Source organism: Microbacterium sp. UBA1612 (genome assembly GCF_002321605.1).
Taxonomy (GTDB): Bacteria; Actinomycetota; Actinomycetes; order Actinomycetales; family Microbacteriaceae; genus Microbacterium; species Microbacterium luteum.
On record NZ_DCMW01000011.1, the window covers coordinates 1 to 18,373 of the forward strand.

General features: G+C 71.2%; 15 protein-coding genes. 11 read left to right on the forward strand and 4 right to left on the reverse strand.

The window, feature by feature from the left end; translation table 11 throughout:
• Positions 1-92 precede the first annotated feature (92 nt).
• Positions 93-1,259 (forward strand): hypothetical protein, encoded by a 1,167-nt coding sequence (locus B3S45_RS04825; protein ID WP_286717701.1) that lies wholly within the window; start codon positions 93-95, stop codon positions 1,257-1,259.
• Here B3S45_RS04825 and B3S45_RS04830 read toward each other — a convergent pair.
• Positions 1,250-2,197 carry a quinone oxidoreductase family protein gene (locus tag B3S45_RS04830; protein WP_286717703.1) on the reverse strand — a complete coding sequence of 316 codons (948 nt, stop codon included), beginning with the start codon at positions 2,195-2,197 and terminating at the stop codon, positions 1,250-1,252. The genes B3S45_RS04825 and B3S45_RS04830 overlap by 10 nt on opposite strands.
• Positions 2,198-2,214: 17 nt before the next feature.
• The gene (gene hrpA / locus B3S45_RS04835; RefSeq protein ID WP_286717705.1) at positions 2,215-6,129 is read right to left on the reverse strand and encodes an ATP-dependent RNA helicase HrpA; all 3,915 of its coding nucleotides are present in this window, start codon (positions 6,127-6,129) and stop codon (positions 2,215-2,217) included.
• 84 nt (positions 6,130-6,213) lie between these two features.
• Between hrpA and B3S45_RS04840 the strand changes: the two genes are divergently transcribed.
• The 3 genes from B3S45_RS04840 to B3S45_RS04850 all read left to right on the forward strand — a co-directional run bounded on the left by B3S45_RS04840 (position 6,214) and on the right by B3S45_RS04850 (position 7,868).
• Positions 6,214-6,408: a hypothetical protein gene (locus tag B3S45_RS04840; RefSeq protein WP_071042811.1), complete on the forward strand. Its 195-nt coding sequence runs from the start codon at positions 6,214-6,216 to the stop codon at positions 6,406-6,408.
• A gap of 61 nt (positions 6,409-6,469) precedes the next feature.
• A complete protein-coding gene (locus B3S45_RS04845) occupies positions 6,470-7,309 on the forward strand; it encodes an aldo/keto reductase (RefSeq protein ID WP_071042812.1) in 840 nt (279 codons plus the stop codon).
• Between the two features lie 52 nt (positions 7,310-7,361).
• Positions 7,362-7,868 carry a MarR family winged helix-turn-helix transcriptional regulator gene (locus tag B3S45_RS04850; protein ID WP_071042813.1) on the forward strand — a complete coding sequence of 169 codons (507 nt, stop codon included), beginning with the start codon at positions 7,362-7,364 and terminating at the stop codon, positions 7,866-7,868.
• A 1-nt stretch (position 7,869) separates the two neighbouring features.
• On the opposite strand, the gene B3S45_RS04855 is transcribed toward B3S45_RS04850, so the two are convergent.
• Positions 7,870-9,108 (reverse strand): glutamyl-tRNA reductase, encoded by a 1,239-nt coding sequence (locus B3S45_RS04855; RefSeq protein WP_286717707.1) that lies wholly within the window; start codon positions 9,106-9,108, stop codon positions 7,870-7,872.
• Positions 9,109-9,163: 55 nt separating this feature from the next.
• On the opposite strand from B3S45_RS04855, the gene hemE reads away from it, so the two are divergent.
• From hemE to B3S45_RS04880, 5 genes are read left to right on the forward strand one after another with little or no spacing between them, the layout of a single operon-like run.
• Positions 9,164-10,234, forward strand: coding sequence for a uroporphyrinogen decarboxylase (hemE, locus tag B3S45_RS04860; protein ID WP_071042815.1), 1,071 nt, complete (start codon positions 9,164-9,166; stop codon positions 10,232-10,234).
• Positions 10,224-10,916, forward strand: coding sequence for a hydrogen peroxide-dependent heme synthase (gene hemQ, locus B3S45_RS04865; protein WP_194384891.1), 693 nt, complete (start codon positions 10,224-10,226; stop codon positions 10,914-10,916). Before hemE ends, hemQ begins: the two co-directional genes overlap by 11 nt.
• A 5-nt stretch (positions 10,917-10,921) precedes the next feature.
• Entirely contained in the window at positions 10,922-11,848 is a 927-nt protein-coding gene (gene hemC, locus B3S45_RS04870) for a hydroxymethylbilane synthase (protein ID WP_071042817.1), read from the forward strand.
• 13 nt (positions 11,849-11,861) lie between these two features.
• The gene (gene hemB / locus B3S45_RS04875; protein ID WP_071042818.1) at positions 11,862-12,842 is read left to right on the forward strand and encodes a porphobilinogen synthase; all 981 of its coding nucleotides are present in this window, start codon (positions 11,862-11,864) and stop codon (positions 12,840-12,842) included.
• Positions 12,839-14,170 carry a glutamate-1-semialdehyde 2,1-aminomutase gene (locus tag B3S45_RS04880; RefSeq protein ID WP_071042819.1) on the forward strand — a complete coding sequence of 444 codons (1,332 nt, stop codon included), beginning with the start codon at positions 12,839-12,841 and terminating at the stop codon, positions 14,168-14,170. The genes hemB and B3S45_RS04880 overlap by 4 nt, the downstream gene beginning before the upstream one ends.
• Positions 14,171-14,209: 39 nt before the next feature.
• Here the strand turns inward: B3S45_RS04880 and B3S45_RS04885 are convergent, their stop codons facing one another.
• Positions 14,210-15,841, reverse strand: a complete 1,632-nt coding sequence (locus B3S45_RS04885; RefSeq protein WP_228480966.1) for a dolichyl-phosphate-mannose--protein mannosyltransferase — start codon at positions 15,839-15,841, stop codon at positions 14,210-14,212.
• A 23-nt stretch (positions 15,842-15,864) separates the two neighbouring features.
• Here B3S45_RS04885 and rsmI point away from each other — a divergent pair, with 23 nt between their 5' ends.
• Entirely contained in the window at positions 15,865-16,683 is an 819-nt protein-coding gene (gene rsmI, locus B3S45_RS04890) for a 16S rRNA (cytidine(1402)-2'-O)-methyltransferase (protein ID WP_194384892.1), read from the forward strand.
• Between the two features lie 60 nt (positions 16,684-16,743).
• Positions 16,744-18,318 (forward strand): methionine--tRNA ligase, encoded by a 1,575-nt coding sequence (gene metG / locus B3S45_RS04895; RefSeq protein ID WP_071042821.1) that lies wholly within the window; start codon positions 16,744-16,746, stop codon positions 18,316-18,318.
• Positions 18,319-18,373 lie beyond the last annotated feature (55 nt).

Genomic DNA, 18,373 nt, shown 5'->3' on the forward strand with positions numbered 1-18,373 from the left:
TGGGAGAGTAGGACACCGCCGGACTTCTTTTCACGGTAATGGCCACCCAAAGCAGGGTGGCCATTACTCGTTAACAGGAGGAACCAGAGCCGATGGCTGACGACGACCGCGAGCGCCCTCGTCGCCCTCGCTACACCTCGAATGACCGGAACACGCCCGCGCGTGGCGATCGGAAGCCGTATCAGAAGCGTGATGGCGACCGCTCGTACGGGAACCGGGATGACCGGAAGCCGTATCAGAAGCGCGATGGCGACCGCTCGTACGGGAACCGGGATGACCGGAAGCCGTATCAGAAGCGCGAGGGCGACCGCTCGTACGGCAAGCGGGATGACCGGAAGCCGTATCAGAAGCGTGATGGCGACCGCTCGTACGGCAAGCGGGATGACCGGAAGCCGTATCAGAAGCGTGATGGCGACCGCTCCTACGGCAAGCGCGAAGACCGTGGTCCTCGCCGTGACGCCGAGCCGCGGGAGCCGCGCGCGCCGCGCCGCGACGTGCCCGAGATCCCCGAGGAGATCACAGCACGCTCGCTGCCGAACGCGGCGCGGAACGACCTGAAGACACTGAGCAAAGAGAACGCCGACGCGGTCGCACGGCACCTCGCCATGGCGGGTCTGCTGATCGACGACGACCCGGCATTGGCTCACCGCCACGCGCTCGAGGCGAGTCACCGTGCCGGTCGGATCGCGGTCGTGCGCGAGACCGTCGCCATCACCGCATACGCCGTCGGCGACTACGCTCTGGCCCTGCGCGAACTGCGCACGTACCGACGAATCAGCGGCAAGGACGACCAGATCGCGCTGCAGGTGGACAGCGAGCGCGGGGTCGGACGCGCCGACCGCGCGCTCGAAGTGGGACGTTCGGTCGATCGCGACAAGCTGCCGACGGCGGCGCGAGTCGAGCTCGCGATCGCGATGTCGGGCGCGCGTCTCGATGTCGGCGAGACGGAGCGCGCGCTCCTCGAACTCGACATCCCCGAACTCGACCCCGACCGTGCGTTCGAGTGGAGCCCGGCGCTGTTCGCGTCCCGCGCGGCCGTTCTGGAGGAACTGGGACGAGCGGAGGAAGCCGAGGAGTGGTACCGCCGTGCCACGATCGCCGCCGAGGCGCTGGACGACGCCAGCGGGTTCGAGGCAGGTGAGACCGTCTGGGTTGACGAGGTCGAAGAGGAAGAGGACGCCGAGGCCTCCGACCGCGCGCAGCCTGCCGGCGATGCGTCTGTCGAACCGGCGACGGGCGACGACGACCCTCAGGTCTGATCCGGCACGAGCAGGATCTTTCCGTTGGTGCCGCGCTCGACGTCTTCGTGTGCGCGAACGGCATCGCGAAGGGCATAGCGCGGGCCGAGCTCGATCGTGAAACCGCCCGCCGCGATCAGCCCCAGCGCCACGGGAATCGCTTCGCGCCGCCACGCGCGCTGCTGATCGGTGAGGCCGTGCGCTGCGCCGCCGGCATAGGCCTGGATGCCGTAACGGGGTGCATCGGCCCCGCGTACCAGCGTCGCCACGCGTGAGCGGTCGTGCACGACCTCGACCGACGCCGCGAGCGCTTCGTCGGTCCCCGCACAGTCGAGTGCCACATCGATCCCCGTCCCAGCGGCCCGGACTCGCTCCACGAGGCCCGGTCCGTAGGCCACCGGAACGGCACCGAGGGCGCGCACGCGGTCGGCGCGTCGCTCCGACGTCGTGGCAAGCACATCCGCGTCCCATCGCACCGCGAACTGGATGACGGCCTGCCCGACCGTACCCGAGCCGCCGTGCACGAGCAGGCGATCACCGGGTCCGACGGCCAGCGAACGAAGCGCTTGATACGCCGTGGCCACCGGGATGCCGATCGCCGCGCCGGTCTCGGCGTCGACGGCGGGCGGGCGGAGGGTCAGCGCGGAGGCGGGCACGATCGCCTCCTCGGCGTAGGTCCCCTGTGCGCCGCTGACCACCACCGGCATGCCGGGGCGGAACCCCGCCACGTCGTCGCCGACGGCCAGCACGATCCCGGCTCCATCGGAGCCAACCCCTCGTCGGCCCTCTATCGGTGTCGATGCCCGCAGTCCGCTGCGGAGTTTGGCGTCGATCGGGTTCACCCCGGCCGCCTCGATGCGGACCGCCACCTCCCCCGCAGCGGGGTCGGCTGACGCAACCTCGGCGTACTCCAGGACCTCGGGGCCGCCGAGCCGGCGGTGGAAGACGGCGTGTGGCATCTGCATCCTCTCGATCGTCACTGCCCGCGGAGGGCTTTGCCGATGCGCTGCGCCGAGACGGGCTCGGCGGTGCCGAGGGCCTGCGCGAACAGGCTCACGCGGTACTCCTCCAGCATCCACCGCACGCGGACGAGGTTGTCGGGGGAGGAGGGGGCGAGGGGGATCGTGCCACCGGCGTCGGCGAAGGCGGCGGCGGACCGCTCGTACTCGCTCTGGCGCTGGCGATCGCGCCCGGGATTGTCGGCGAGCCCCGTCACGCGGTCGCGCGCGCCCTGGAGATAGCGGGGCAGATGCGCCAGCCGGGTGACGCCGACGCGTGAGAGGAATCCGGGGAAGACGAGGCCGGCCAGCTGCGCCTTCACGTCGTTCAGCGCCCCGAGGAGAGTGAGGGAGTTCTGGCCCTTCACGGCCTTCTCGACGTCGCGCGAGAGGCTGATGATGCGGGCGGCGAGCGACACCACCGAGAAGGTCTCATCGACGACGACCGCCGCATACGCGTCGCGCGCCTTCTCGAACGCGGCCTGCGACCGCGGGGCGTCGCGCCCGACCTCGCCGAGTACCCGGTCGGCGACGGCGAGGCGGGCATCCTCGATGAGCGCCTTCGCCGACGGGTAGGGGGAGGCCGCGAGGGCGAGCTTCTCGGTGCTGGTCAGATGGTCGAGCACGTACGACGCGGGAGAGGCGACGGCGCGCAGCAGCAGGCGGCGCGCTCCGCGGTGCGTGGCGACCGCCGCCGCGTCGGCCGAGGTCTCGATGCGGAGCGAGACCGTGTCGCCGTCATCGACGACGGCGGGGTAGCCGCGGACGACACCCCCCGCGACCTTGCTGTCGACGACGGCCGGGAGATCCCCGAAGTCCCAGGATGTTATCCCGCTGCGTTCGGCGAACCCCACTGATGAGGCGCCTGTCGCGCCCGTGCCGTCGGCTTGCGGCGCAGCGGCCGCGACCGACGCGGGTGCGGCGGCACGCTCGACCGATCGAGCGACCGAAGACCGCGCCCGGTCCGCGAGCCGGCGCTGCAGGTCCGCCAGATCGCGACCGGAGCCCGCCGTGCGCCCCCGCGCGTCGACGGCACGGAAGGACATCAGCAGGTGCGGCGGCACGCGTTCGAGGTCGAAGTCGTCGTCGCTGACGGGCTGGCTCGCGACACGTCGGATGCGGTCGGCCAGCGCCCGCCGCAGCGAGACCGGTGGACGTCCGTCGTTCGATTCCGGCCCGTCGGCGGCGATCTCACCGGCGAACGTCGCCGCCCAGTCCGCGGCAGGCACCACATGGCGCCGGATCGATTTGGGCAGGGATCGGATCAGCGCGGTGATGAGCTCGTCGCGCAGGCCCGGCACCTGCCAGTCGAACCCGGTCGGCTCCAGCTGCGCGAGCAGGGCCAGGGGGATCACGACCGTCACCCCGTCGTCGGGCGCGCCCGGCTCGAAGCGGTACGCGAGGGAGAGCACCTGGTCGCCCTGGCGCCACCGTGCAGGGAAGTCGTGCTCGCCGCGGCGACCGGCGTCGTCGCGGAGATCCGCTTCGGTCATGTCGAGCAGACGCGGCGTGCGCGCCGACGTCTCCTTCCACCACGTCTCGAACGATCGGGTGTCGAAGACGTCTCGCGGCACCCGGGTGTCGTAGAAGACGTAGACGGCCTCGTCGCCGACCAGGATGTCGCGACGACGCTCGCGCTCCTCGACCTTCTCGAGGCGGCGACGCAGCTCGAGGTTGCGGCGCTCGAAGGCGGTGAGGCGCTTGTCCAGATGGCTCGTCTCCCACTCGCCCTCCACGAGCGCGTGGCGAAGGAACAGCTCACGAGCCAGCGGTCGGTCGAATCGGGCGAGCTGCACGCGGCGTTTCGGGATGATCTCCACGCCGAAAAGGGTCACCTTCTCGTATGCCGAGGCTGCTCCCTGCGACCTCGACCAGTGCGGCTCGCTCACCTGCCGCCGGGCGAGGTCCCCGGCGAGGGACTCCGCCCACGCCGGGTCCACCGCGGCGACGGTCCGTGCGAACAGGCGGGAGGTCTCCACCAGCTCCGCCGCCATGACCGCCGACGGGCGCTTCTTGCGGACGCCCGAACCGGGGAAGATCGAGAAGCGGGTGCCGCGCGCGCCGAGGTACTCGGCCTTCGTCGATGCGCCCCTGGCCGAGCGGCCGCGAGCATCCCGGCCGACGTCGCTGCGCGTGTCGAGGATGCCGAGGTGGGAGAGCAGCCCCGCCAGAATGGCGCGATGCACCGCATCGGGGTCGGCGGCATCGCCGGCGGGACGACCGTGCGAGCGTCCCCGGCCCATGAGGGCGCGCAGCTGACGGTGGACGTCCATCCACTCCCGCACCCGCACGTAGTTCACGAACTCCGCGCGACACATGCGCCGGAACGCGCTCGAGCCCAGCTCGGCCTGTTTCTCCTGGAGGTACTGCCAGAGGTTGAGCAGTGCGAGGAAGTCGCTGGTCGGATCGGCGAAGCGCGCATGGAATCCGTCCGCCTTGGCGCGCTCGGCCTCCGGACGCTCCCGCACATCCTGAATCGACATCCCCGCGACGATGGGGAGGACCTGGTCGAGGACGTCGGTGCGGTCGGCCTCGACGAGCATCCGTGCGAACCGGGGGTCGATCGGCAGTCGCGCGATCCGCTTGCCGATATCGGTCAGGCGGGCGCCGTCATCGCCCCGGCCGGGCGCGCGCACGGCACCGAGCTCGACGAGCAGGTCGAAGGCGGCCTTCACACCGCGGGAATCCGGGGGAGTGAGAAACGGGAAGGCGGACACGTCTCCGAAGCCGAGGGAGAGCATCTGCAGCACCACCGACGCGAGGCTGGTGCGCAGGATCTCGGGCTCGGTGAACTCCGGGCGCGTGGCGAAGTCCTCCTCGGCGTACAGGCGGACCGCGATTCCCGGTGCCGTGCGGCCCGCGCGTCCGGCCCGCTGCTGGGCCGACGCCTGCGACACCGGTTCGATCGGAAGGCGCTGGATCTTGCTGCGAGCGCTGTATCGCGAGATGCGGGCGGTACCGGTGTCGATGACGTACCTGATCCCGGGGACGGTGAGGCTCGTCTCGGCGACGTTCGTCGCCAGGATGACGCGGCGACGGACCCCGGCGACATGCGAGCGCTCGAAGACGCGGTGCTGCTCGGCGGCCGAGAGCCGTCCGTACAGCGGGAGCACCTCGGTCGGGGAGGCGTCCTTCGCGTACATGCCGCGAACCGCATCCATCGCATCCCGGATCTCCGCCTCGCCCGGCAGGAACACGAGCACGTCGCCGGCCGGCTCGCGGTCGAGCTCCCGCAGGGCGCGGGTGAGTCCGTCGATGTCGTCCGACTCGTCGTCTGACGCGTCGGTCCGCGGGCGGTAGCGCACCTCGACCGGATAGGTGCGACCGGACACCTCGACGATCGGTGCCGGATCGCCCTGCCGGTCGGCGAAGTGCTTCGCGAAGCTCTCCGGGTCGATCGTCGCGCTCGTGATCACGACCTTGAGGTCGGCCCGCCGGGGGAGGATGCGGGCGAGGTAGCCGAGCAGGAAGTCGACGTTCAGGGACCGCTCGTGGGCCTCGTCGACGATGATCGTGTCGTAGCGGCGCAGCATCCGATCGCGATGGATCTCGTTCAGGAGGATCCCATCGGTCATGAGGGCGATGCGGGTGTCGTCGGAGACCGCGTCGGTGAAGCGCACCTTGTACCCGACCGTGGAGCCGAGCGGCACCTGAAGCTCTTCGCTCACCCGCTCGGCGATCGTCCGCGCGGCGATGCGTCGCGGCTGGGTGTGGGCGATCGAGGTGCGCCCGAGCTCCAGGCAGATCTTCGGCAGCTGCGTCGTCTTGCCCGACCCGGTGGCTCCGGCGACGATCACGACCTGGTGGTCGCGGATGGCCGCGGCGATCTCGTCGCGTGCCGCGCTGACGGGCAGCTCGGACGGATACGAGATGACGGGGTCGGGCGCGGACATAGCCCTCCATCGTACGACGTGAGTGTGCGGGAGGCGGCATGCAGCGGGTACCGTGGAGGGGTAAACCTACGAGGAGGCCGCCGCGTGTTCATCCTGTCCCTTCTGCTGTTCGTCGGCGGCATGGCCCTGCTGGGGCTGGCGATCTCTCTGCCCGTGGCTCCGGGCGTCTTCTTCGCGCTCGGCATCCTGGTGCTCTCCCTCGGCATCGCCCTGCCGATCCACTTCGGCGGCACCCCGGGTGCTGCCGGGCGCTGGTCGATCTCGCGCAAGGATTCCTGACCCGCGTCGATCGCTTCGTCAAGGGGCGCTCGTCCGGCGCCGGCCCTCCTAGGCTGGGGGGATGGCGAACATTCCCCACATCGAACTCAACGACGGTCACCGCATCCCGCAGCTGGGCTACGGGGTCTTCCAGGTTCCGGCCGATGACACCCAGCGCGCCGTGAGCGAGGCGCTCGAGGTCGGCTACCGTCACATCGACACCGCCGCGATCTACGGCAACGAAGCGGGCGTCGGCGCGGCCATCGCGGCGTCGGGCATCGCTCGCGACGACCTCTTCGTGACCACGAAGCTCTGGAACGACCGACACGACGCGGACGAGCCCGACGCCGCCGTCGCCGAGAGCCTGGAGAAGCTCGGCCTCGAGTCGGTTGACCTCTACCTGGTGCACTGGCCCACGCCCGCGAAGGACAACTTCGTGCACGCGTGGGAGAAGATGATCGGCATCCGCGAGCGCGGGCTCGCCCGCAGCATCGGGGTCTCGAACCACCTCGTCGAGCACCTCGACCGCATCGTCGAGGCGACCTCGGTCGTTCCCGCCGTGAATCAGATCGAGCTCCACCCGGCGTATCAGCAGCGCGAGATCACCGCGTGGGCGGCCGATCACGGAACCGTCATCGAGTCGTGGGGCCCGCTCGGACAGGGCAAGTACGACCTGTTCGGCGCCGAGCCGATCGTCGCGGCGGCCGAGGCGGTCGGAAAGACGCCCGCCCAGGTCGTGCTGCGGTGGCACCTGCAGAAGGGTTTCGTGGTGTTCCCGAAGTCCGTGCGGCGCGCGCGTCTGGAGGAGAACATCGATGTCTTCGGGTTCACGCTCGACGAGCAGCAGATGGCCGCGATCGACGCGATGGACCCGGGCGACGGCAGCGGCCGCGTGAGCGCCCACCCCACCGAGGTCAACTGACTCACCCGGCCCCGCCCCGCTCCCGCGTGGCGGGGCCGGATAAAATGCACCGATGAGCACCGAGAGCGCCTACTGGTACGGCGAGGATCGCGACGACCGCCGCGAGCGTGCCGTCGCCCTGCTCCAGGCGTTCCGGCTCTATCGTGCGGCCGAGGTCGCGATGCGGCGTCGCACGCGTGAAGCGATGTCGATGGGCGAGAACGACCTGCTCGTGCTCCGCTATCTCCTCCGGGCGCAGCGCGAGGGGCGGCGCGTCTCGCCGAGCGAGCTCACGCGATATCTCGGCGTGTCCACCGCGTCGATGACGGCGATCATCGACCGGCTCGAGAAGTCACGCCACGTGCGGCGGGAACGCCACGAGACGGACCGGCGCAGTATCCACGTCATTCCCACCGCCGAGACCGACCACGAGGTGCGCGCGACGCTCGGCAAGATGCACGAGCGGATGCTCGCGGCCGTCATCGACATGACCCCCGAAGAGGACCGGATCGTGACCGAGACGCTCGCCCGCCTGCAGGCGGCGGTCGACCAGGTCGACGCCGAGCCGACGGCGGACTGACTCAGCCTGCGGATGCCGCGCGCAGGTGCGTCACCTGCGCGCGCGCGACCTCGACGCCGAACACCATCTCGAGGGCGGCTTCGAACTCATCCATGCGCCCCGCCGCGGCGAACTCGCGCGCTCGGACCGAGGGTGTGTGCGAGAGCACGCCCGCGAGGTGGCGGAGCGCCGCCTCGGCGCGCGCATCCGACCCGTCGCCCCGGAGCCGGCCGAGCTCCGCGTGCAGGATGTCCTGGATGTGGCGGCGCACCGCGACGATCGCCGGGGCCGCATCGCGCTCCGCGGTGAAGGTGGCAACGGCCGAACCGACGACCTCGTGCGCGCCCGCGCCCAGTTCCGGCAGTGCGGCGTGTCGGCCGATGAGCTCGAGGTCCAGGAGCTCCACACCCTCGAGGGCGCCGACCTCCGGGTCGATGTTGCGGGGGAGACCGAGATCGACGAACAGGCGTCGCGAGGTGTCGACGACGTCGTCGGCGGTGATGACATAGCGCGCGGTGCAGGTGATCACGAGTTCCGCGTCGCGGATCGCCGCGCGCAGATCGGTCTCGGCGCGCACACCGTAGCGGGCGGCGAAGCGCTGCGCGCGACCGGTGGCGGAGTAGACCCGCACATCGCCGGCGCCGCGCGCCTGCAGCGCGGCAATGGTGGTGGCGGCGTAGCTGCCGGTCCCCACCAGGAGGACCGGAACGGACGCCCAGTCGGAGATGCGGCTCTCGGCGAGATCGAGGGCGAGGCGCGCGAGCGAGCGACCGGCCGCACCCATGTCGGCCCTCGCGCGGACTTCGCGGGTGGCGTGTGCCGCCCGCTGGAAGGCCTGTTCCAGTGCCGGGCTCGTGGTCCCCGCGGTGCGCGCGTCGCGAAGCGCCCGCTGCACCTGGCCGGTGATCTCCTCCTCGCCGACGACCATCGACTCCAGGCCCGAGCTCACCGAGAAGAGGTGCTGCACGACGTCGTCGCCGGCGAACGACTCCGCGCTCTCGCGCACGCTTCCCGCATCCGCACCGATCGTGTCCGCCAGCGTCTCGAGGACGGCCTCGCGCGCGAGCGCACCGGGCGCGGCGAGCGGTTCGTCGATCTCGAGATACGCCTCGAAGCGGTTGCACGTGGACAACACGACGGCGCCGCGCACGAAGGGGTGCGCGGCGACGAGTTCGGCGCCAGTGGACTCGCTCACACGCGAGATGCGGTCGAGGACGTCGAACTCGGTGTTGCGATGGCTGGCCGTGAGACAGAACAGCACCCCTCCATCGTAACGTCCGATCCTGAGGGTGTGCGCGAGGACGTAGCCTGGAGGGGTGTCATCCGCCCTGTCCCTCCTGCCCGTCGGGCACCCCTTGACAGACGGCAGAACCGCACGTTCGCCCCTCGTTCGGGCCGCACGCGGTGATCGGCCCGAGACGGCCCCGGTCTGGTTCATGCGGCAGGCGGGACGCTCGCTGCCGGAGTACCGGCAGTCGCGCGCCGGCGTCGACATGCTCGAGGCGTGCCTGCGCCCTGAGCTGGCCGCGGAGATCACCCTGCAGCCGGTGCGCCGCCACGGTGTCGATGCCGCGGTCTTCTTCAGCGATATCGTCACGCCCGTGCTGCTCGCCGGCGTCGACGTCTCGATCGTCGCCGGCCGGGGGCCGGTGCTCGCGGAACCGGTGCGCACCGCCTCCGACGTGCTCGCGCTCCGGCCGATCGACCCCGCCGTGCTGCAGCCGATCTCGGAGGCGGTCGCGCTCGTCGTCGCGGAACTCGGAGACATCCCGCTGGTCGGATTCGGCGGTGCCCCGTACACGCTCGCGAGCTATCTCGTCGAGGGAGGCCCGAGCAAGGAGCAGCTGCGCACTCGCGCCCTGATGAAGACCGACCCGCACACGTGGGCCGCGCTGCTGAACTGGTGCGCCGATGTCACCGGCGCCTTCGTGCGTGCGCAGGTGGAGGCTGGCGCGAGCATCGTGCAGCTGTTCGACTCGTGGGCCGGTTCGCTCTCGCGCGCCGACTACCAGCGGCGCGTCGCCCCGCACACGCGCCGCGCATTCGATGCCCTCCGCGGTTTCGACGTGCCGAAGATCCACTTCGGTCTCGGGCTGTCGGAGGTGCTCGATCTCGTGCCGCCGCTGGGAGCGGACGTCGTCGGCGTCGACTGGCGGCTGCCGCTCGATGTCGCCGCGATGCGCATCGGCCGTCCGCTTCCCCTGCAGGGCAACATCGACCCCGCCCTGCTCACGGCGCCGTGGCCCGTGCTCGCCGCCCACGTCGACGACGTGCTCGCGCGCGGGGCCGACCTGCCCGGCCACATCCTCAACCTCGGTCACGGCGTGCCGCCGGAGACCGATCCGACCGTCCTGACCCGAATCGTGGAGTACGTGCATGGCCGCTGAGAACACCGCCCCGACCGCCGACCAGAACGAGGCCGGCGAACAGACCCACTACGGCCTGTGGGCGGTCTTCCGCCGCGACCCGCACCCGGCCGAGCCGCTCCCCGGCGCCGTCGCCGCGGTCGACGCCGCCGCGTCGATCGATTCGCTGCGGGCCGTGTACGACGTCTCGGGCCTGCGGGCGGATGCGGACGTGCTCGTGTGGCTGACCGGTCGCACCGCCGAGGGGCTGCAATCCGATCTGCGCACGCTCCGGCGCTCGCGCGAGTTCGCGCCGCTGCTGCCGACGTGGAATGCGATGGGCGTTCACCGCGACGCCGAGTTCAGTCGCGACCACTCGCCCGCGTTCGCCCGCGGTCTGCCGCCCAAGGAGTGGGTGACGGTGTATCCCTTCGTGCGCAGCTACGAGTGGTACCTGCTGCCGCCCGAGGAGCGCGGCGCGATGCTCGGGGAGCACGGACGCATGGGGCGCGACTTCCCCCAGGTGCAGAGCAACACCGTCGCCTCCTTCGCGCTCGGCGACTACGAGTGGCTGCTCGCCCTCGAAGCCGACGATGTCATCGACCTCGTCGACCTCATGCGCTACCTTCGCAAGACCGAAGCCCGACGCCACGTGCGCGAAGAGGTGCCGTTCTTCACCGGTCGTCGCATCGACGTCGCCGACGTCGCCGACGTCGTGAGCTGATCGCGATGGCGCTGCGCATCGGCACGCGGGCGAGTGCGCTCGCCATGACCCAGGCGGGCACGGTCGCCGACATGCTCGGCGCCGAGCTGGTGCCGATCGTCTCCGAGGGCGACACCTCGACCGCATCGCTCTCATCGCTCGGCGGCACCGGGGTCTTCGCCACGGCCCTGCGCGAGGCGCTGCGGCGCGGCGAGGTGGATGCGGTGGTCCACTCCTACAAGGATCTGCCGACGGCTGCCGAACCCGGACTGGTGATCGCCGCGGTCCCGCCGCGCGCCGATCCGCGCGACGCCCTGTGCGCACGTGACGGCATGACCCTCGAGGAGCTCCCGCCGGGCGCCGCGGTGGGCACCGGATCGCCGCGTCGTCGCGCTCAGCTGGCGATGCGCCGGCCTGATCTGCATCTCGTCGACATCCGCGGGAACATCGACACCCGGCTCGGTCGCGTCGGACACGAGGATCCGGAGCGCGCGCTCGACGCGGTCATCCTCGCGGCCGCCGGCCTCGAGCGGATCGGTCGCCTGGACGCGGCCACGGAACTGTTCGACCTCGACCGCTGGCCGACCGCGCCGGCTCAGGGCGCGCTCGCCGTCGAGGTGCGCGAGGGCGACGAGCATCTCGTGCGGCGCATCGACCACGCGGCCACGCGCGCGTCCGCAGATGCCGAGCGCGGCGTGCTCGCACGCCTCGAGGCGGGGTGCGCCGCGCCGATCGCCGCGATGGCCTTCGTCGAGGACGGCCTGCTGTTCCTCACCGCCCGCGTCTACCGCCCCGACGGCGGCGAGATGATCGACAGTTCGCGCGCCATGCCGATCGACGCCGAGGCGCCGGCGAAGCTCGCCACCCTCGTGGGCGTCGATCTCATCGAACGAGGCGCCGCCCGGATCGCACCGCTCGATCCGACGGTGCCGAACGCGCCCGACGCCCCGTAGCGAAGGAGAAACCGTGACCGCGCCCCGCATCCGACCTCGCCGTCTGCGTGCAACGCCCGCGTGGCGTCGCCTGCAGAGTGAGACGCGCCTGGACGCGTCTCAGCTCGTGCTGCCGATGTTCCTCGCCGAGGGAGCCGCCGAAGCCCGCCCCATCTCCTCGATGCCCGGTGTCGTGCAGCATTCGACCGACACGTTCCGGGCGGCTCTGCACCGCGCCGCCGAGGCCGGCATCGGCGGCGTGATGCTCTTCGGCGTGCCCGAGCACAAGGACGCCGTCGGCTCCGGCGCGACCGATCCGGACGGCATCCTCAATGTCGCGACGCGCATCGCCGTCGCCGAGGTCGGTGACGCCCTGGTCGTGCAGAGTGACCTCTGCCTCGACGAGTTCACCGACCACGGCCACTGCGGCGTGCTCGATGCGCGCGGTGGCGTGGACAACGACGCGACGCTGGATCGCTATCGCGACATGGCGCTCGCGCAGGCGGAGGCGGGATCCCACCTCCTCGGGCTGTCCGGCATGATGGACGGCCAGGTGGCGGCGCTTCGCGATGCCCTCGACGGCGCCGACCGCGGCGATGTGGCACTGCTGGCCTACTCCGCCAAGTACGCCTCGGCGTTCTACGGGCCGTTCCGCGAGGCGGTCCAGTCCTCGCTGCAGGGCGACCGTCGCACGTATCAGCTCGACCCGGGCAACCGCCGCGAGGGCGCTCGAGAGGTCGCCCTGGATGTGACGGAGGGAGCCGACGTGGTGATGGTCAAGCCCGCGATGACCTACCTGGATGTGCTCGCCGACGCCGCCGCGGTCTCTCCGGTGCCGGTGTGGGCGTATCAGGTCAGCGGCGAGTACGCGATGATCGAGGCCGCCGCCGCGCACGGGTGGATCGACCGCGAACGCGCGATCGACGAGTCCCTCACCGCCATCGTGCGCGCCGGCGCCGACGCGGTGCTCACGTACTGGGCCGTCGAGGCCGCCGAACGCTGGAAGGACGCATGAGCGCCACCGATTCCGATCTCACCAACGAGACCGCCGCAGCACGTGCCCGCGCCGTCATCCCGGGAGGGGTGAACTCCCCGGTGCGGGCCTTCGGATCGGTCGGCGGCACGCCGCTGTCGATCGTCGCGGCGCACGGCGCGACGGTCACGGATGTGACCGGGCGCGAGTACGTGGACCTCGTCGCGTCGTGGGGACCCGCCCTGCTGGGGCACGCCCACCCGCGGGTGGTCGACGCCGTGCAGCGCGCGGCCTCTCGCGGTCTGTCGTTCGGCGCCTCCACGCCGGGGGAGACCGAGCTCGCCGAGCTCGTGGTGGAGCGCCTTGCCGTCGACGGTGCCCGCGGGATCGAGCGACTGCGCCTGGTGTCCACGGGCACCGAGGCCACGATGACCGCCATCCGCATCGCGCGGGGTGCGACCGGGCGAGACGTGATCATCAAGTTCGCCGGCCATTACCACGGCCACTCCGACGGGCTGCTCGCCGAATCCGGATCGGGCGTGGCGACGCTCGGCCTTCCGGGCTCCGCCGGCGTCCCCGCGCCGATCGCGGGGCTCACCCTCGTCCTGCCGTACAACGACCGCGCGGCGGTGCGCGACGCGTTCGCCGCGCATCCCGGGCGCATCGCCGCGATCATCGCGGAGGGCGCCGGCGCCAACGCGGGCATCCTCGCGCCCGAAGACGGCTTCAACGACTTCCTCGTGGAGACCGCGCACCGCGAGGGGGCGCTGTTCATCCTCGACGAGGTGCTCACCGGGTTCCGGGTCGACCCCGCCGGATGGTGGGGCCACGAGCGCGCTCGCGGCGCCGGCTACGTGCCCGACCTGCTCACCTTCGGGAAGGTCATCGGGGGCGGGATGCCGCTGGCCGGCATCGGCGGGCGCGCGGACCTCATGGAGCTGCTGGCGCCGCTCGGGCCCGTCTACCAGGCCGGCACCCTCAGCGGGAATCCGCTCGCGGTCGCGGCGGGGGTCGAGACGCTCCGGCTCGCCGACGCCGGTGTCTACGCCGCCGTCGATGCGGCATCCGCTCGCGTCGCGTCGGCGCTCACCGCGGCGCTCGCCGCGGAGGGCGTCGCGCACACGCTGTCGTTCGCCGGGAATCTGTTCTCGGTCGCGTTCCGCGAAGCGCCGGTGCGCGACTACGACGACGCGAAGGATCAGGAGGCGTGGCGATACGGCCCGTTCTTCCACGCCATGCTCGCACACGGCGTGTCGCTTCCGCCGAGCGTGTTCGAGGCGTGGTTCCTCACGGCGGCGCACGACGACGACGCCCTCACCCGCATCGAGGAGGCGCTGCCTCACGCGGCCCGCGCCGCCGCGGCGGCATGACGGTCGCCGAGCACGCTCGCGCTCCGGGCGCCGGAACCGTCAGATCCAGCCGGGAAGCCAGTTGTGGAGGCGCCAGAAGTCGTAGGGAACAGTCGTGGCGGTCTGGATGGGGTACCAGAACGCCGTGAGCACCAGCACCGCGATGAGGATCACCCACACCAGGCGCTGCCCGTTCGCACGTCGCACCGCATCGAAGGACGCCGATCCGGAGAGGTCGCGGAGTGCGTATGCGAGGGCGAGCGCGACGAAGGGCAGCATGACCACGGTGTAGAACTGGAAGATCGTGCGCTCCGGGTACAGCAGCCACGGCACGTAGGTGGCGGCGATCCCGGTCAGCACGAGGCCGGTCTGCCACCGCGGTCGCACGGCGAAGCGGTAGATCAGCCACAGCGCCGCGGCCATGCCCGCCCACCAGATGAGCGGATTGTTCAGGCTGTAGATGTTCTGCACGCACGTCGCCCCGCCGCAGTCCGTGCTCTCGTAGTACATCGACGTCGGACGCAGCAGCAGCGGCCACTGCCAGGCCGGGCTTGCGTAGCCGTGCTCGGTGGTCAGTCCGACGTGGAAGTCGTAGACGGCCTTGTGGAACAGCCAGAGCGAGCGGAGCGACTCCGGTACCCATCCCCATGCGCCGGGGTCGGTCTCGCCGCCGAGGTTCCGTCCCCATCCGCCCGCTGTGAGCAGCCATCCCGTCCAGGTCGACAGGTAGACGACCACGGCGACGGGGACGAGCAGCAGGAACGAGACCGGCCCCTGCCGGAGGACGGCGTCCGTCGGCCAGAAGGTGATCCCCGCGCGGCGGCGCGCCCACGCGTCCGTCACGATCAGGTAGACGCCGAGTGCGGCGAGCACATAGAGCCCCGACCATTTGACGGCGCCCGCGCATCCGGCCGCTGCACCCGCGGCGATGATCCACGGACGGTTCCACAGCACCGGGCCCCATTCGTGGGGGGCGTCGCGGGATGCCGTCCCGGCGGCGATGCGCGCAGCGTGCCCGCGGGCGTCGAGCGCCACGAACCATGCCGCCAGGAGCACGAAGAACGCCAGGAAGGTGTCCAGGAGCGAGACGCGGCTCATCACGATCGCCTGACCGTCCACGGCGAGCAGCAGCGCGGCCACGGTGGCGAAGGCGATCGACCGCGTGAGGGTGCGGGCGAACAGGTAGAGCACGAGCACCATGGCGGTGCCGAACACGGCGGCTGCGATCCGCCAGCCGACGGATGAATCCGCGCCGAACAGGGCCATGCCGACGCCGATGAGGAACTTCCCCAGCGGCGGGTGCACCGAGAAGCTGCCGGTCGCGAGGAAAGTGTCCGTCTCGCCCTGGGCGAAGTCTGCGTCGGCGCCCTCCGGCCAATCCGCCGTGTAGCCGAGCACCCACTGGCTCCATGCGTCCTTGACGTAGTAGGTCTCGTCGAAGATCAGGACGGGGGGGTGCCCCAGATTCCACAGGCGCAGGATGCCCGCCAGCAGCGTCACGATCACGGGTGCGAGCACCGCCCACCGACGGGCCAGCACGGGGTCCGCGCGCAGGCGCGTGGTCACCCGGTCGTACCACGTCGTCCTCGGCGCGGGTCGCGGCGTCACCTCGGCCGTCGCGCTCAGGTGGCCGGTGCCCCGCCCTCGTTCCGCGGCTGCCGCGGACGGATCGGCGGGCTCGGGCTTCGACACGTCGTCCAGCCTATGCTGGGGCGGTGATCATCCTGGCCGCGACCCCGATCGGCAACCTCGGCGACGCGTCGACACGGCTGATCGAGGCTCTCGCGACGGCGCAGACGATCGCCGCCGAGGACACGCGCACCACCCAGCGTCTGCTGGCCGCGCTGGGCATCGACAATCGGCCTCGGCTCATCGCTCTGCACGATCACAACGAGAAAGATCGCGCCCACGACCTCGTGGAGCTCGCGCGCGACGCCGACGTGCTGCTGCTCAGCGACGCCGGCATGCCGACCGTGAGCGACCCGGGGTACGGTGTCGTCGCCGCCGCTGCAGCGGCCGGCGTGACCGTCACCGCGATTCCCGGTCCGAGTGCGGTGGTGACGGCGCTCGCCGTCGCGGGGCTCCCGACGGATCGCTTCACCTTCGAAGGGTTCGTGCCGCGCCGGCCGGGCGAGCGTGCCCGGATGCTCGCGGAGCTCGATGCCGAATCGCGCACGATGGTGTTCTTCGAGGCGCCGTCCCGCACGGCGGCCACGCTGCACGACATGATCGCGGCGTTCGGTGCCGAGCGTCGCGTCGCCGTCTGCCGGGAACTGACGAAGCTGCACGAACAGGTCGTGCGCGGGAGCCTGACCGAGGTCGCCGCATGGGCGGACGAGGGCGTGCGCGGCGAGGTCGTGATCGTCGTCGCCGGCGCGGAGCGGCGAGCCGTCGCCTTCGGCGACGCGGTCGATCAGGTCACCGCGCTCGTCGCCGGCGGCGCACGACTGAAAGAGGCTGCCGCGGAGGTCGCCGAGGCCACGGCGCATTCGCGCCGCGATCTGTACCAAGCTGCGCTCGCCGCGCGAGACTGACGGCGCAGGGGGTCCGTCACACGGGGACGGGTCACCGGGACGGGCAACTAGAATTCTCGGGTGAGTACCGGCCGATCCTTCTACATCACGACGCCGATCTATTACCCGAGCGATGTGCCGCACATCGGTCACGGCTACACCACCGTCGCCGTCGACACCCTCGCGCGCTGGCACCGCCAGGCCGGGGACGACACCTGGATGCTCACCGGCACCGACGAGCACGGTCAGAAGATGATGCGCGCCGCCGCGGCCAACGGCGCGACGCCGCAGGAGTGGGTGGACCGTCTCGTCACCGAGTCGTGGTTCCCGCTGCTGGAGACCCTCGACGTCGCCAACGACGACTTCATCCGAACCACCCAGGAGCGTCACGAGGAGCGCGTGAAGGCGTTCGTGCAGGCGATCTACGACCGCGGCTACATCTACGCCGGCGAGTTCGAAGCGCTGTACTGCGTCGGCTGCGAGGAGTTCAAGACCGAGGCCGAGATCCTCCCGGGCACCGGGGAGTTCGAGGGACTCAAGGTGTGCGCGATCCACTCCAAGCCGCTGGAGCTGCTGCAGGAGAAGAACTACTTCTTCAAGCTCAGCGAGTTCCAGGACCGGCTGCTGGAGCTCTACGCGTCGCAGCCCGACTTCATCCGCCCGGAGTCGGCCCGCAACGAGGTCGTCTCGTTCGTGCGGAGCGGACTGAAGGACCTGTCGATCTCCCGCTCGACCTTCGACTGGGGCATCGAGGTGCCCTGGGATGACAGCCACGTCATCTACGTGTGGGTGGACGCGCTGCTCAACTACGCCACCGCGGTCGGCTACGGGACCGACCCGGAGCAGTTCGACCGGCGCTGGCCGGCGTACCACGTGGTGGGCAAGGACATCCTGCGCTTCCACGCCGTCATCTGGCCGGCCATGCTCATGGCGGCCGGTCTCGACGTGCCTCGCGGCGTGTTCGCCCACGGATGGCTGCTCGTCGGCGGCGAGAAGATGTCCAAGTCGAAGCTCACCGGCATCGCCCCGACCGAGATCACGGATGTGTTCGGCTCGGATGCGTACCGGTTCTACTTCCTCTCGGCCATCGCCTTCGGCCAGGACGGCTCGTTCTCATGGGAGGACCTCTCCGCGCGGTATCAGGCCGAGCTCGCGAACGGGTTCGGGAACCTGGCATCGCGCACCGTCGCGATGGTCGGCAAATACTTCGACGGCGCCGTGCCGGCACCCGGGGCCTACACCGAGGCCGATCTCGAGATCCAGCGCGTCGTCGCGGATGCGGCGAGCGCCGCGGATGCGGCCATGGAGCGTTTCCGCATCGACGAGGCGATCGACCGCATCTGGACGATCGTCGACGAGCTCAACGGCTACATCACGATCAACGAGCCGTGGGCGCTGGCCAAGGACGAGGCCAAGCGAGAGCGACTCCAGACGGTGCTCTACACCGTCGCGGAGGGGCTCCGCGCGCTGACCGTGCTGCTGTCGCCGGTGATGCCCGAGGCGACCGCCAAGCTGTGGCTCGCCCTCGGCGTGGGTGAGACGCTCGGATCGCTGGAGGATCAGCCCATCCGCGAGGCCGGCCAGTGGGGGGCGCTGCGCCCCGGCACCTCCGTCAACGGCTTGGCCCCCCTCTTCCCCCGCGTCGAGCAGGCCTGATCCCGCCGGCGCCCCGGCTCCCAGCGGCATCCACCCCTGCCCTGCGGCATCCCCC

Bases quoted from the DNA above. Each gene is read 5' to 3' on its own strand.
- B3S45_RS04825 (WP_286717701.1), top strand. From the start codon at position 93: ATGGCTGACGACGACCGCGAGCGCCCTCGTCGCCCTCGCTACACCTCG.
- B3S45_RS04830 (WP_286717703.1), bottom strand. From the start codon at position 2,197: ATGCCACACGCCGTCTTCCACCGCCGGCTCGGCGGCCCCGAGGTCCTG.
- hrpA (WP_286717705.1), bottom strand. From the start codon at position 6,129: ATGTCCGCGCCCGACCCCGTCATCTCGTATCCGTCCGAGCTGCCCGTC.
- B3S45_RS04845 (WP_071042812.1), top strand. From the start codon at position 6,470: ATGGCGAACATTCCCCACATCGAACTCAACGACGGTCACCGCATCCCG.
- B3S45_RS04850 (WP_071042813.1), top strand. From the start codon at position 7,362: ATGAGCACCGAGAGCGCCTACTGGTACGGCGAGGATCGCGACGACCGC.
- hemQ (WP_194384891.1), top strand. From the start codon at position 10,224: ATGGCCGCTGAGAACACCGCCCCGACCGCCGACCAGAACGAGGCCGGC.
- hemC (WP_071042817.1), top strand. From the start codon at position 10,922: ATGGCGCTGCGCATCGGCACGCGGGCGAGTGCGCTCGCCATGACCCAG.
- B3S45_RS04880 (WP_071042819.1), top strand. From the start codon at position 12,839: ATGAGCGCCACCGATTCCGATCTCACCAACGAGACCGCCGCAGCACGT.